This is a genomic window from Chryseobacterium sp. Marseille-Q8038 (assembly GCF_965111995.1).
In genome coordinates, this window is the sequence record NZ_CBCOPN010000001.1 from 298,158 (window position 1) to 313,798 (window position 15,641).

Annotated in this window: 12 protein-coding genes; all 12 read left to right on the forward strand. The window is 37.5% G+C overall.

Annotated elements, in window-relative coordinates:
- Window positions 1-21: 21 nt before the first annotated feature.
- The 12 genes from ACWPWS_RS01355 (at window position 22) to ACWPWS_RS01410 (ending at window position 15,625) form a co-directional block, all read left to right on the forward strand.
- Window positions 22-453 (forward strand): phage tail protein, encoded by a 432-nt coding sequence (locus tag ACWPWS_RS01355; RefSeq protein WP_047378138.1) that lies wholly within the window; start codon window positions 22-24, stop codon window positions 451-453.
- Between the two features lie 23 nt (window positions 454-476).
- The gene (locus tag ACWPWS_RS01360) at window positions 477-1,850 is read left to right on the forward strand and encodes a phage tail sheath family protein (RefSeq protein WP_454045240.1); all 1,374 of its coding nucleotides are present in this window, start codon (window positions 477-479) and stop codon (window positions 1,848-1,850) included.
- A 35-nt stretch (window positions 1,851-1,885) separates the two neighbouring features.
- Window positions 1,886-2,317, forward strand: a complete 432-nt coding sequence (locus ACWPWS_RS01365) for a phage tail protein (protein ID WP_047378138.1) — start codon at window positions 1,886-1,888, stop codon at window positions 2,315-2,317.
- 2 nt (window positions 2,318-2,319) lie between these two features.
- Complete coding sequence (locus tag ACWPWS_RS01370; RefSeq protein ID WP_047378137.1) at window positions 2,320-2,787, forward strand: phage tail protein; 468 nt, start codon at window positions 2,320-2,322, stop codon at window positions 2,785-2,787.
- 200 nt (window positions 2,788-2,987) lie between these two features.
- Window positions 2,988-3,149: a DUF5908 family protein gene (locus tag ACWPWS_RS01375; protein ID WP_209783852.1), complete on the forward strand. Its 162-nt coding sequence runs from the start codon at window positions 2,988-2,990 to the stop codon at window positions 3,147-3,149.
- On the forward strand, window positions 3,149-3,883 hold the full coding sequence (locus tag ACWPWS_RS01380; RefSeq protein WP_309512366.1) for a CIS tube protein: 735 nt from the start codon (window positions 3,149-3,151) through the stop codon (window positions 3,881-3,883). The genes ACWPWS_RS01375 and ACWPWS_RS01380 overlap by 1 nt, the downstream gene beginning before the upstream one ends.
- A 1-nt stretch (window position 3,884) precedes the next feature.
- Window positions 3,885-5,630: a type VI secretion system tip protein VgrG gene (gene vgrG, locus ACWPWS_RS01385; RefSeq protein WP_454045241.1), complete on the forward strand. Its 1,746-nt coding sequence runs from the start codon at window positions 3,885-3,887 to the stop codon at window positions 5,628-5,630.
- A 5-nt stretch (window positions 5,631-5,635) separates the two neighbouring features.
- Window positions 5,636-5,926: a PAAR domain-containing protein gene (locus tag ACWPWS_RS01390; protein ID WP_454045242.1), complete on the forward strand. Its 291-nt coding sequence runs from the start codon at window positions 5,636-5,638 to the stop codon at window positions 5,924-5,926.
- Between the two features lie 156 nt (window positions 5,927-6,082).
- On the forward strand, window positions 6,083-6,493 hold the full coding sequence (locus tag ACWPWS_RS01395; RefSeq protein ID WP_034699502.1) for a GPW/gp25 family protein: 411 nt from the start codon (window positions 6,083-6,085) through the stop codon (window positions 6,491-6,493).
- A gap of 89 nt (window positions 6,494-6,582) precedes the next feature.
- A complete protein-coding gene (locus tag ACWPWS_RS01400; RefSeq protein WP_454045243.1) occupies window positions 6,583-9,633 on the forward strand; it encodes a baseplate J/gp47 family protein in 3,051 nt (1,016 codons plus the stop codon).
- Window positions 9,634-9,657: 24 nt separating this feature from the next.
- Entirely contained in the window at window positions 9,658-12,510 is a 2,853-nt protein-coding gene (locus ACWPWS_RS01405; RefSeq protein ID WP_454045244.1) for a hypothetical protein, read from the forward strand.
- Window positions 12,500-15,625, forward strand: coding sequence for a hypothetical protein (locus ACWPWS_RS01410; protein ID WP_454045245.1), 3,126 nt, complete (start codon window positions 12,500-12,502; stop codon window positions 15,623-15,625). The genes ACWPWS_RS01405 and ACWPWS_RS01410 overlap by 11 nt, the downstream gene beginning before the upstream one ends.
- Window positions 15,626-15,641 lie beyond the last annotated feature (16 nt).

The window sequence follows — 15,641 nt, forward strand, 5'->3', positions numbered from 1 at the left end:
AATTAAAATTAAAAATAAATTATGAGTACATATCCATTAGTAAAGTTTGCCTTTGAAGTAGATTGGGGAGGAACAAAAGTAGGATTTCAGGAAGTCAGCGGTTTAAATGTTGAAGCAGCTTTAATTGAATACAGACATGGTGCAAGTCCTGATTTCAGTAAGATTAAAATGCCTGGAATGAAAAGTTTCAGTAACATCACCTTAAAAAGAGGAACTTTCAAAACTGATAACGAATATTTCGATTGGTTCCAAAGCATTCAGCTAAGTACAGTAGAACGCAGATCTATCACGATCTCCCTTTTAGATGAAACAGGAGCTCCTGCAGTAACATGGAAAGTGAAAAATGCATTCCCGCTTAAATTACAATCAACAGATTTGAAAGCTGAAGGTAACGAGGTGGCTATTGAAACCCTGGAAATTGCACACGAAGGATTAACTATTGAAAATAACTAATATTAACTTTAAATTTTTAACAAATGAATTACAAAACACCTGGAGTTTACGTAGAAGAAATTGCGAAATTCCCACCATCTGTAGCACAAGTAGAAACGGCGATCCCTGCTTTTATCGGACATACAGATAAAGGACCAAGAAATGAACCGACAAGGATCTCTTCTATGTTGGAATACGAAACAATTTTCGGAGGAGCAAAAGATGAAAAAACAGCGTTCTCCGTTACGATTGAAGATACTGTTGTAACGGCAAAAGTAGACAACGCCAAACTAAGTCCTTATAAAATGCATTATGCTATGCAAATGTATTTTGCTAACGGTGGCGGACCATGCTATATTGTTTCTGTAGCGGATTATGAAAAAACTCCTGCCTTAGGAACAGAAACACTTGCCGGCGGTTTATGGTTCGGATTAAAATCATTAGAAAAAGAAGACGAACCTACACTTATTGTTTTCCCGGATGCTGAAGCTTTAGGAGCAGATGCTTACATGCTATACAATAAAGCTTTAGATCAGGCAGAAGATTTGAAAGACAGGTTCGTTATTATGGATGTTTTTGCAGATGCTGCTGCTTTCAGAGCCGGAGTAGATGCTACAGGTTTAAAATATGGAGCTGCCTATTATCCAAAATTGGAGACTGTTTTAAGCTATAGCTTTGATGACAAAGATGTTAAAATCGAGAGCTACAAAGAAGTAAATGATGCTGGAGTTCTTGTGGATGTTGTAATGCCTCAAAATGGAAATACATTAGCATGGTTGAAATCAAGAAGTTCAGCGCTGTATAACCAGGCTAAAAAAGAAATTGAATCTAAAAGAGTAGTATTGGCTCCATCTTCATCAATTGCCGGAATTTATGCTAAAGTAGACAGTACTTCCGGAGTATGGAAAGCACCAGCAAACTTAGCAATCAGCAATGTACTGGCACCTGTTGTAAAAATTTCTAATGAAACGCAAGACGGTCTTAACGTAGACGCAGTAGCAGGAAAATCAATCAACGCGATCAGAACGTTTACAGGAAAAGGAACGCTGGTTTGGGGAGCAAGAACATTAGACGGAAACAGTAACGAATGGAAATATGTACCTGTACGTAGATTCTTCAACATGGTGGAAGAATCTGTGAAGAAAGCTACAGAGCGTTTCGTATTTGAACCGAATACTGCCAATACATGGGTTCGTGTACAGGCTATGATTGAGAATTTCCTTGATCAGCAGTGGAGAGATGGAGCATTGGCAGGAAGCAAGCCGGAAGAAGCGTATTACGTAAGCGTTGGTCTGCACAAAACAATGTCAGCTCAGGATATTTTAGAAGGAAGAATGAACATTGAGATCGGTATGGCTGCAGTACGTCCGGCTGAATTTATCGTGTTACGTTTTTCACATAAATTACAGGAAGCATAAAATACAATTAAATAACAATTAAATATAAAAACATTATGAGTACATATCCATTAGTAAAGTTTGCCTTTGAAGTAGATTGGGGCGGAACAAAAGTAGGATTTCAGGAAGTCAGCGGTTTAAATGTTGAAGCAGCTTTAATTGAATACAGACATGGCGCAAGTCCTGACTTTAGTAAGATTAAAATGCCTGGAATGAAAAGTTTCAGTAACATCACCTTAAAAAGAGGAACTTTTAAAACTGATAACGAATATTTCGACTGGTTCCAAAGCATTCAGCTAAGTACAGTAGAACGCAGATCTATCACGATCTCCCTTTTAGATGAAACAGGAGCTCCTGCAGTAACATGGAAAGTGAAAAATGCATTTCCTCTTAAATTACAATCCACAGATCTGAAAGCTGAAGGTAACGAGGTGGCTATTGAAACCCTGGAAATTGCACACGAAGGATTAACTATTGAAAATAACTAATCATGGCAGTTTTATATCCTCCAACCAGTTTCTCTTTTATTGTTAATGGGATTTCAACAACAGAGGGTATTGACTCCAGATTTCAATCTATATCTGGTTTATCAACAGAAATTGGAACTGAAGAATATGCCGAAGGAGGCGAAAACAGATTTACACACCAACTTCCTTTGAGACCCAAATATCCTAATTTAGTTCTTAAACGTGGGTTAATCGTAAGTTCCGGATTGATAAGCTGGTGTAGAAATGCGATGGAAAACTTCCAGTTTGAACCCAGAGACCTGATCATTTCTCTTTCAGGCGGGATTCAGTCTACAGCACCCCTAATGGTTTGGAATGTAGTAGGAGCATACCCCGTAAGATGGGAAGTATCCGAATTCAACGCAGAAGAAAGCAAACTTGCTATTGAAACAATAGAACTGAAATATAGATATTTCACAATACCCTCATCGTTAGCAAGCTTAGGCTTGTAATTTCTAAATCAAATCTAAGCACTTGAACGTGTGTTAGTTTAAAGATAAATTTTACCCAAATCTTTTTTCATAAAAACAACAGATTGGTCTATAACAGAGACTGAACACACCCTTCATGTGCTTGGATTTTTTCAAACAAACATGTTAAATCATTGGTTATTAGTGTTTTGAATATTAATGATCATTAAAAAACAAACGAAATGCCAATAGAAATAAAAGAGCTTCACATTAAAATAAATGTGGACGAAAAAGCAGCAGTAGTTACAACTGCCACATCGGTAGATGAAGCACAGCTCATGCGCGCCATCAGCGAAAGTGTAGAACAGGCAGCAAAGATAGAACACCGTAAAAAAGAAAGATAATGAGAGGCGAAATAAAAAAAATAAAGATAGGAACGTACGAAGATTCTACATATGGGAGAATGATTAGTAGTACTGCTTTTGTGGCTCTTATTAATCCGACAGGTTTCTCTTTTACACGTAAAAATGAATATAATACGACACAGGAACCTGGGGCCAGTGCTACAGACCCAAAATACATCAATGCAGCTCCTCAATCCTTACAACTGGAATTTTTATTTGACGGTACAGGCGTAACAGAAGCTAATTCCGGTAATAAGCTTATCAATAAAATAAAGGAAGGCTTAGGAAAAAGAAATCCTTTCAGTAAAAAAGCAGTAGAAGATCAATTAGCTGAATTTTATGTAGCTACCGGAAATTATAATGGCTCGATTCATAAACCGTATAATGTTATAATTATTTGGGGAGAATTTGAATTTAAAGGGGTTTTGACCGAATTTACAATAGATTACAAATTATTTAATAATGATGGAACTCCTCTGAGAGCTGTAGGAAAAGCAACATTTGCAGGAGCAGTGAGTAAGGAACTTGCAGCAAGAACTGTAAAAACTTCTTCTCCGGATCTTACCCACAAAAGGACAGTACAAGCCGGCGATACACTGCCATTAATGACCGAAAGAATTTACGGAGATTCCAAATACTATCTGGAAGTAGCTAAAGTAAATAATCTTGTCAATTTCAGACAGCTAAAACCAGGGCAGGAATTATTCTTTCCGCCGTTAGAAAAAGTTTCATAATATGAATAATAGCGGATACATACAAACAGCAAAAAATCCAGATTTAGTTACCTATAAGGTCATGTCTGGAGGCACAGAACTGCCGGGGAAGTACGGAGTGAAAAACATTATTGTGGAAAAAGAATTCAACAGAATTCCTTATGCCCGCATTGTGATTTTAGACGGAAGTGTACCGGAGCAGGATTTCAAGCTCAGTAATGAAGATCTGTTAATTCCCGGAAAAGAAATTGAAATCACCGCTGGCTACCATTCTGAAGAAGAAACCATTTTTAAAGGAGTTGTCGTAAAGCACAATATCAAAATCAGAAACGGTTCTTCTTATCTCATTGTAGAATGCAGAGATAAGGCTGTAAAAATGACCCTGGGAAGAAAAAGCAAATATTTCTACGAAAGTACAGACAGTGATGTTATTGAAGAACTGGTGGGTAATAACGGACTTACTGCCGATGTTGAGACGACTTCAAATTCACATAAGGAATTGGTTCAATACCAGGCTTCTGATTGGGATTTTATGCTCACCAGAGCACAGGCCAACGGTAAACTTTGCTCCGTTGAAGACGGAACCATCAAAATTGCTAAACCTGATTTTAGTGGTGAAGCCGTAGAAACAGTAGTGTACGGATCATCTGTACATGAATTTGACGGAGAAATTGACGCCAGAGACCAATTCAACAAAATTACAGCCAAAACATGGAGTTATACCGATCAGGAACTCACTGAAGTGGAAGCTCAGGATCCTGCCATTACCCTCAACGGAAATCTTTCATCAGGGGATTTAGCAGATGTTTTCGGAATTGAAGACCTGCAGCTTAAACACGGTGGAAATCTCACTCAGGGAGAACTGCAGGAATGGGGAGATGCCAAAGCCACTTTTCAGCAATTAGCCAAAACAAGAGGAAGAGTAAAATTCCAGGGAATTCCATCGGTAAAACCGGGAGTTTCATTGACGCTTCAAGGCGTTGGAAACCGATTCAACGGGAAAATATACGTAACCGGTGTCCGTCATGAAATTGCTGAAGGAAATTGGCTGGTAGATGCTCAGTTCGGACTTTCTCCAACATGGTTCTCAGAAACCTATGATGTAAGTGAAATGCCAGGTTCAGGAATTATTCCTGCCATAAGCGGATTACATGTAGGAGTCGTATCACAATTGGAATCAGATCCGGACGGAGAAGATAGAATTTTAGTGCAGATCCCTATCATCAACAACGAGGAAGAAGGGATTTGGGCAAGAATAGCCACCCTTGATGCCGGAGAAAACAGAGGATCATTCTTCAGACCGGAAATCGGAGATGAAGTCATTATCGGATTCATTAATGACGATCCCAATGATGCCGTGGTACTTGGAATGCTGAACAGCAGTGCAAAACCAGCTCCTATTGTAGCTTCTGACGATAACCATGAAAAAGGATTTGTGACCCGGAGCGAAATGAAAATGATCTTTAATGATGATAAAATTTCCTATACGCTTGAAACACCAAAAGGCAAAAAAGTGATCGTAGACGAAGATGCAGATGTTATTAAAATCGAAGACGAACACTCTAATATTCTTACCCTTAACAAAGATGGTATTAGTATGGAAAGCGGGAAAGACATCAAGATCAAAGCAAAGGGTGATATCAACATGGAAGGAACGAACATCAATGTAAAAGCGAGCGCTCAGTTCAAAGCAGAAGGAAGTTCAGGTTCTGAGCTTAAATCAGGAGCGGTAACCGTAGTAAAAGGATCTCAAGTTAAAATTAATTAATAATCATGAAACCGGCAGCAAGAATTACAGATATGCATACCTGTCCTATGGTAACGGGAACAGTTCCCCATGTAGGAGGTCCTATCATTCCGGCAGGAGAACCCACGGTACTTATCGGCGGAATGCCTGCAGCAAGACAAGGAGATAAAGCGGTATGTACAGGGCCACCGGACACCATTGCGTCAGGATCCTCAAGTGTTTTGATAGGCGGAAAACCTGCCGCAAGAATGGGAGATTCTACCGCTCATGGAGGGGTAATAACCGCAGGTGATGCTAATGTTTTAATAGGCGGATAATAGGGAAGGCAGCTTTTAAGACCATCATAAGCTACCGTATACATAGAATCTGACTAAACATAAAAATGTAAAACATCAATAATAAAAACGGTTAGAATAACCAAAAACTCTATGCTACAGATGCAGGATGTGAACATTCAATATAACAAATAACGTATGAAAATAAATACAGATTTTTTAGGAACAGGCTGGAGTTTTCCGCCTGAGTTTAACGAGACTGAAGGAAAACTGGTCATGACCACAGATGTAGAAGACATCAATAACAGCCTTAAGATTTTATTGTCAACACGCCCTGGTGAACGTGTCATGTTCCCAAACTATGGGTGTGACTTGCAGGAAATGCTCTTCAAACCTCTGGACTTAACGCTGATTACCCAAATGAAAGGAATCGTTGAGCGTGCTATTTTATATCATGAGCCCAGAATCAATATTCTAAGTATTGAAATTGATACTCAGGAAGAACTTCAGGGTGAAGTTTTAATACAAGTTGACTACGAAGTAAGAAATACTAATACAAGAAGCAATATGGTTTTCCCTTTTTACAAAGGAGAAGCTACCGAAATATAATGAATTACGGGATGTCTGTAGCCATTTTGAATACTACCAAACACTACAATAAGTATTGCATCTGACCATAGAAAGATAAATATAAACAAATGAAAAAAACAGATACATTTTCACATTATCGTGAAGGAAAATCACAAATGCAGCGCTTTTTAGCAGAACTAGATCCTGGAAATCTTGAGTTACACGATTTCGATTTGTTTGACTGGCTATTATTCGCAAACAATTTTGCTCAACATGTAAACTATTTTGACAAAGATGATAATACAAAACCAAAAGGAAAGTGGGGAAACTTCTTCCTGGGTGATGATGCCGACGCTATCCCTCGTAGAGAAAGCGTTGAGTATAAAAGTATGAAAAAACAGGTTACAGATCTTATGTCCCAGTTTGAACAGGATAGCAGCCTGACGCCTCACCTGACATTATTTGTTTGCTTTTTAAAATTATTGGATTTCTCAAAAAAAGCCTTCAATAATCTGACGAAAAGGCACCTGGACTTCTATTATAACGAAATTCTTCAAATTGAGAAAAATGATGCCAAATCAGACAAAGTCTATGTGATTTTTGAACTCGCCAAAAAAGCGATTCAGGAAAGAATTCCAGCCGGTACATTGCTGGATGGGAATAAAGATGCTAATGGCAAAAAACGAATCTACAAAACAGGTGATGAACTTGTTGCCAACCAGGCCAAAGTAGTGGAGATCAAAAGCTTTTTAAACGATGTTGAAAAAAGAGAACTGAAAATGGCTCCGGTAGCCAACTCTGCTGACGGTTTGGGTGATAAATTGCCGGCAGACGGTAACTATTGGTGGCCGTTTGGATATAATTCCGATGAGACCAATTCAAATAAATCTATTTATAAAGAACTTCCAACAGCTAAACTTGGCTTTTCAATTGCCTCCTCATTATTTGATTTAAAAGAAGGAGACCGTACCATCACCCTTAAGATTGATTTTAATAAAAATTCAACCCAAAAATTACAAAATCTTTCAAAAACAGATATTAAAAATAATATCAAAGTGCTTTGCAGCGGAGAAAAAGAATGGTTGTCAGGTGCTGTTTTAACATGTATTACAAACGAAGAAGAAAGATTAGAACTTTCTATTACATTACAAAAAGAGTTCCCGGCCGTTGTAAAATACAATAAAGAAGTGCTGGCAGAAACATTTCAAACCAGTTTCCCTGTGTTAAGATTGATGATTGAAGGAGAAAAATACTATGATCTATATGAAGCTCTTTCAGAAAAATCAATAAAGAACATCGAAATAGCGGTTGATGTAAAAGGAGTAAAATCAATTCAGATAGAAAATGACAATGGGGCCTTAAATTCAGAAAAGCCATATTATCCTTTCACCGCACAACCTGTTAAAGGATCTAATTTCTATATCAAATGTCCTGAAATGTTTTCCAAAAAATGGCAGAATGCAGACATTACGATCAACTGGAAGAATGCTCCGGATTCTATAAAAGATTTATACAGCGGATATGTTATTCAGCCTAATCAAAATATAAGTTTAACCGATTTTGAGGGCTTAAAAAATTCTTCAATCGTAGGTTCTGATGCTTACTTCAAAGCGGATGTTGCCTTGCTGGATAAGGAAATCTGGTATGAAAAGGCCAATGATATTGATGTATTCACGAAAGGAAAAGATGCTTATAACATTCAGTTTTCTGTAAATAATGCAAGCAATAAGGCCGGAACAAGTGAGACCATCAGGGTAACACTGAATCAGTCGTCATTACAGGATGTGTATCCTAAACTGTATACATTGGCATTATCAAGTAATCCGACCTTTAAAAAGCTTATTCCCAACGAGCCGTACATTCCTTTTGCTGAAGATATAGAGCTGAATTACAGTGCGAAAGAAAATGTGTATTCGTACCTGGAAAGAGAATCTGCCGGAGAAATTTCAAAAAATAAAGAAGTACAGCTGTATCATGAAGACGTATTCGGTCAATACGAAAAAGAAGTCGAAACCAACAGTATTGTACCGGTACACCAAAATGGAGGTGAATTGTACATTGGCCTGGAAGCAATGCCTCAGACTACAGTATCACTATTAATTCAAATGCTGGAAGGAAGTGAAAATCCTTTAGCAGATCCTTTCCTGGAAAAAGAATTTATAGAATGGCATATTCTTTCAAACAATTCATGGATGAGTTTGTCGGATTATATGCTGCAGAACGACACCAGAAAGTTCCTGGAATCAGGGATTGTTAAGTTTAAAGTGCCTAAAGATGTCGACAAAAGCCACACAAGATTTACCGATGGATTAGTCTGGATCAGAGCCAAATCACAAAGAAGCTATGATGCCGTATGTAAAATCCAGGGAATCTATACTCAGGCTGTTTTAGCAACATTCCAGAATCAGGATAATGACCTGTCTCATCTCAATAACGGATTGGAAGCAAAAACCATTGCTAAACTGATCTCCAGAGTTCCTCAGGTAAAATCTGTCAGCCAGCCTTATAACTCGTTTGATGGCAAATACAAAGAAACAGATACCGAGTTTTACAGACGTGTAAGTGAACGGTTAAGACATAAGCACAGAGCCATCACACAATGGGATTACGAACATTTGGTATTACAGGAATTCCCGGAAGTTTTTAAAGTAAAATGTTTAAATCATACTTCCGAAAAATCCTATATGGATCCTGGACACGTTACCCTGATGGTAGTTCCGAATATTAAAAATAAAAATGCTTTTGATGTCTATCAGCCGAGAGTAAGCAGAGCCTCTTTGAATAAAATTCAGAATTATGTAAATGAATTAAATACAATGCACGTGAAAGCTCAGGTAATCAATCCTAATTATAAAGAAGCAAAAGTAGAAACAAAAGTAAAGTTCTTTGAACAGTATGATGAAACATTTTATACCAAACAGCTGGACGAAGATATTAAAAAATATATATCGCCATGGGCTTTTACAGACTCTGAAAATATTGATTTTAATGTAGAACTGAATGTGAATCAGTTGGTTAGCTATCTGGAGCAGCTGTATTATGTAGACTACATTGATGATATTAAAATATTGGTGAACAATGTCCCGCAAAGGCAATCTTTAATTGAAGTAGATCCAAAATCAATTCTGGTATCTGCCAAGCAGCACAATGTCACTATTACAGAACAGGTATGTATTTAATAATAAACAAGAAGAAACATAATCATGTCAGAAAATAAACATATTAGTATATCAAAAAATATAGAAACCGGGGATCAGACAGATTTTCATTTTCTACGCAAAACAGGGATTGAATACATAGAAAAGCTAGGAGGAAAACTCTGGACCGATTATAACTCTCATGATCCTGGGATCACCACGCTGGAAGTGTTAAGCTATGCCATCACGGATCTTGGGATGAGGATGAACCTGAATATGGAAGATATCTTAGCATCTGATGAGGTAAATAAAGACATTCATACCCAGTTTTTAAAGGCTGCAGAAATTTTACCTTCAAGACCTTTAAATGAACTGGACTACAGAAAGTTGTTTATAGATATCAACACAACTGGAAGCCTTAAAAGACCGATCCGCAACTGTTGGCTAGTTCCTAAAAATGAAATATTATATGTCGATTGTAAAACCGGAGATATAGACTTTAAACCGATCGGAGAAAAGACAGAACATTTTAACGTAAAAGGATTGTATGACCTTTATGTAGATTATGCCGAAGATATTGATGTGGATGGTATCGGATGTGAAAGATCTAATGTCAATATCAAAATATTAGACAGTTACCATGCCAACAGAGGACTTTGCGAAGATCTGGCAGAAATTAAAGAAGTTGAAATCCAGAAAGTTGCAGTGTGTGCCCGTATCGGACTTGTCAGTAAAGCAGACGAAGAACTGGTGCATGCTAAAGTCATCAGAACAATCAATAATTATCTGTCTCCGGAGGTTCATTTTTATTCACTGAAACAAATGCTGGACAAAGGTCTGACTACAGATCAGATTTTTGAAGGTCCGCTTCTGGATAATGGCTTTATTGATACGGAAGAGCTTAAAAACAGTCAGTTAAGAAGAGAAGTTCGTCTTTCTGATATCATCAGTGAAATCATGAAAGTTGAGGGTGTTAAAGAAATTCATGACGTGTCTATTGCAGGTTGTGATAGCGTGATCAAACAAAATAATGATTGGCTGATCTGCATTGAAAAAGGCAGAAAACCGGAACTGTGTGAACTGAGTTCATTCAGTTACAGTAAAGGATCTCTTCCGTTAAATATCAATAACAAAAAAGTTCAGGATTACCTAGAAACTCTTAAAAGGGAAGAAGAAGTACTTAGAGACGATGCAAGACAGAATAAAGAGTTGGTATTGCCTCAGGGAACTCCATATGATATTGCAGACTATGCTACGATTCTGAATGAATTTCCGGATACCTATGGAGTAGGAGAATCTGGAATTATTGGGAATTCATCCCCTGAAAGAGAAGCACTGGCCAAACAAATGAAAGGGTATTTGTTATTTTTTGATCAGATCCTTGCCGGCTACTTCAAACATCTTGAAAAAGTAAAAGAAGTATTAAGCATTAATGGTAAGTTAAAAAGAACCTTTTTTACACAGGCTCTTAAGAATATTAAAGGCTTTGATGAGTTGGTTTCTGACTATGATACCGAAAGTGATGATCAACTTACAGATTCGTTATATGAAGAGCTGGATAACAGTGTGGAACGCCGAAATGAAGTGTTGGATCACTTGATCTCCCGTTTTGCGGAAACATTCAGTGATTATACCTTCTTAATGAAATCATTGTATGGGAAATCTACCGATGAAATTGTCTTATACAACAAAGAAAATTTCTTAAAAGAATATTCATCACTAAGTAAAGACAGAGGGTTAGGATATAATTATACCTTAATCGGAGATTCAGATCTTTGGAATACCAGCAATATTTCCGGTGTTCAGAAAAGAATTGCCCGCTTGCTGGGGATTAAAGATTATACCCAGAGAAACTTATCTCAGTCGCCGGTATCCATTATTGAAGCAACAGACAATGCCGGTAAAAAAACGTATACCTGGAAAATAAAAGATGCCGGCGGCAATATTATCTTATCCTCTGTGAACAGCTATACAACAGAGCATATTGCTGTAAAAAACCTGAATGAAGCCATTTATCAAACCATTCAGATTGATCAGGAAGATCTTGAAAATGCATTAGCCAGATTAGATGAGAAACACCCTGAAGTTACATTAGAAAAACTGAAAAATTGTGAAAAGGATTACTGTATAATTGGAAATATAAAAATCCGTGTTTCATTAGGAGGTAATTATTATTTTGAAATTCTGGATGACCAGAAAAATGTCATTGCTGTTCACAAAAAAACCAATCCTTATTCAGATTTGATAGAATTGAAAAAAGGAATTGAAGATACGGTGAAGTATTTCAAATATGAATTTACAGAAGAGGGTATTTTCCTTGTTGAGCATTTATTATTAAAGCCAACCACTAAAGATTATAAGCTTATGGGAGGTATTGGCTGTATGTCTATCGGAGGTACTTTCAAAATAATGTATGACCTGCAGGAAGAAAACCCTACAACAGATCCGAAAGAATATTCGGAAGCCTTTATGTCTTCGTGTGAAGAAGGTTGCGAAGCAGATGTTTTTGACCCTTATTCTTATAGGGTGAGTGTTGTTCTTCCCGGCTTTGCTTATCGTTTCCAGGATCCGGATTTCAGACGTTATGCGGAAACCGTGATCAGGCAGGAAATTCCTGCTCATATTTTAGCAAAAATTTGCTGGGTGGGAGATCGTTTGAGTGAAAAACAAACCGCTCAGAATGATTTGGCTGAATTTGAAGTAGCATTTAAAAAATACCTCTCAGATAAATCGAGGAATAATATTATGAATCTTGGAAACAGCATTACGGATTTATTGACTGCTCTCAGCCATTTAAACAATATTTATCGACCAGGAAGGCTTTTAGACTGCGATGCCAATGATAACGACAGTCTGGACGGAAAAATCATATTAGGACAATCGAACTTATCAAAAAAAATGAAAAATAATGAACACTAAATTAGACAATGTAACAACCCAATATAGAAAGTTCAACGACAATCAGGCGTTAACGGAAGGGCAATTAAACGAATTTATAGACTATTTTGAAGATCAGGACAGACTATCAAGAACCCGTCTGAGTGGTGTGGGAGTAGTGTGTGGTTTTCAATCGGAATACATAGAGCTTGAAATCTTACCTACTTTAGCAGAAAAAACAGCCAGACCTGTAGACAGAGATCTTGAGATTCCTTTTGATACCATTGCCATTACACAAGGAGCCGGGGTAACTACGGATGGAGACTTAATAACACTGCGTCAGGGAGAAGACAAAAAATCAGAAGCTGTCATAGACTTTCAGGCTAAAAATTACAGATACTACAGAAATTATGTTGATGTCGCAGGATATGAGCATTTTCGTATCGGAGGACAGCAAATCCCTCTTTTAGAATTGTTTACAACACAAGAGTATAAACAGTTATTGAAAGAAGGGGCTAATGCCGGAGATTTTAAAAAGGTAGTAGATATTCGTAGTTCATTAAGTGATAAAATTGTAATTCTGTATCTGGAAAGTTATTCTAATGACGAAACTCCATGTAAGGATGCGGATTGTGACAATAACGGAGCAGAGCAAGTGTCTGATCTTAAAGTGCTTCTGGCAGATTCAGCATCTGTTTCAGAACTTATTGCCAGGGGAGATGCAAAAGATACCATCTATAAACAGCATGATGTTTATGAAAAGCTTTTTGACAGTTTACCCAATATTGAAGCCAAAAGAGTTATTCTGGATACGCTTGTTAAAACAGCACCGCAGCTAAAAACAAAATTTAAAGGAGCCATCAGTACGGTTGCAGAATTAAGTGAAGGATTTACTTCTATTGCAGGAACTTTTAATATCAATATGAATCTGGGAGGTCAGACATTATTTGACAAACTGAACCCTTTACTGTCAGGCACTTCTCCAGGTTTAGAAGATTATCAATACCGATATGATTTACTAAAGGATCTGATGGATACCTACAATGAAATAAAAGGTTTGATCCTGCATCTGAATGTTGAATGCTGTCCGGATATTGCTTCATTCCCTAAACACCTTTTGTTAGGACATGTGGGAGCAAAGCAGGAATTAGGAGCATATACTCCTTTCCGTCACGGTTTTTATAATTCACCGGTTACTACCCATGATGATGAGAATTATGAAAGAGTCATCATGCTTGCCAATCGTTTTGTGCAGAAAGTTAATGGATTTCAATCCTATATCGGACGTATTAAAATCACACCTTCCAATCTGAATGTAAGATTGGGTCATAAAGCAATCCCGTATTACTATAATGTAGATAAATCTTTATTGGCTCAATGGAACTTTGAAAAAACAAAAACCGATAGGTCAGCTTACAACCTAAGCTATCATACGGCCAATTTAGCAGGAGAAGACTTTATTCAGAATCCGCTGAATTATAATATTGACAATAATGACTTCTACAGAATTGAAGGTCACATCGGAATGCCTTATAAGACAGCATTACAAAACATCAATGACCTTAAAACACAATACGGGTTAGCTTTTGATGTCATTGCATTGGTCTTGGATAAAGGTGAAAAACCTGGCAGCGAGCCGCCAATCAGGGAAAAAACAGTATCTATAGAAGAACTTAGAAAGCAGTTGGTATCCATTTCCACTGATGTCAGCAACAGAGCCGGCAATTCACAGAATACTTTACTGAACATTTCTAAACTTGATGAACAGTTAAGATTACTGAACCAGGCTGAATTCTCAAAAGAAGGATCACCTGAAGGAATTACCGTTGTAAAACAAGATCCTAAAAAAGACGTTGTAAGCGAGCTTTTAAGCGAGTTCGTAGAGCGAAAACCAGGTCTTGAACATATGGCTGGTGTAGAACCGGGTGGAACCTTTGCTTTGATTTATAACTCAGAGTCTGATAACCAGGTTCTTGCGGATTTTTCATTACCTTACTTGTGCTGTTCTAAAAAAGAGCCTGTATTTTTGGTATTGCCAGCGAACAAGCTATGTCAAAGAGATAATCCGGTTGCGCTTACACTCGTTCCGCTAGACGCTCAGGTAAAAGCATTTGTAAATGGTACTCAGATTCCTGCCGTTACACAGTCCGGAGGTCAGAAATTATTTGATCCAGGTTTGGTTAGCTCCACTTATTTTGGGCAGACAATCACGTTTACCGTTAATGATGAACCTGTAGAATCTACGATGGTAGTGTATGCAGAACCTGTTATTAACGTTACTGTAGGAGAAGTTGTCTATGGTGAAGATGTTAATGATCCAAAAGCAACCGTTACATTTAACGTGAGCGGTCATCAGGCAGGATATTCTTATAACTGGAATTTTGGTGATAATTCATCAGGCAGCCAGGTGCCGGATACCAATGGGAATGTTACGCATACCTATTCATTAGGAGTAGCCAATCAGGAAGATATTTTCAGGCCTACTTTAACGGTTAAAAATCCGAATGGATGTAGCACAACATTTACGATTACTCCGGTTACGTTAAAACTGGTGATTAACAAAAATACCAGAATATTTATTTATTTCGATTCTTCAGGTTCTATGAACTCAACTTTAAGACCATTGGAAACGATGAAAGCAACCTTACTTAAAAACAGATTGTTGCCTTTATATGGAAATGATTCTGTAGCATACGATGAGAAAGTACAGGTGGTATCCAGAAGTTCAGAAAGAACATTCGACTTCCTGAATATGGAAGGTGGACAGGCAGCGGTAGGGAATGTAATTGTTATGGTCTTCCAGGATGAAGCAGACTCTATCTATCACAGCTATCAGTCTATTACTCCTAGAACAAATGGTTTCTCAAATGATATTCAGGCTTTAAAAACCAGAATTGCAAACAATTTTGGTACAAATAATCCTAATTATTATCGAGGAATAGTGTTCCAGGTAGATGGAGATGCCAGATTCCAGGAGCTTATGAAAGCAGTAGAAAATGGTTCTAATGCTTCTTATCCTTCACAATTCAACCTTCAATCCGAAGTGGTAGCAGGAAAAGTAAAATTCAAATATAATATTCCTGATGGAGATACTCCTGAAAACTACTTGAGTAAAGTTGTTGGTGCGCTTCAAGAGCTGGGTTATAACATTCCTTAATAATAACAATAACTTC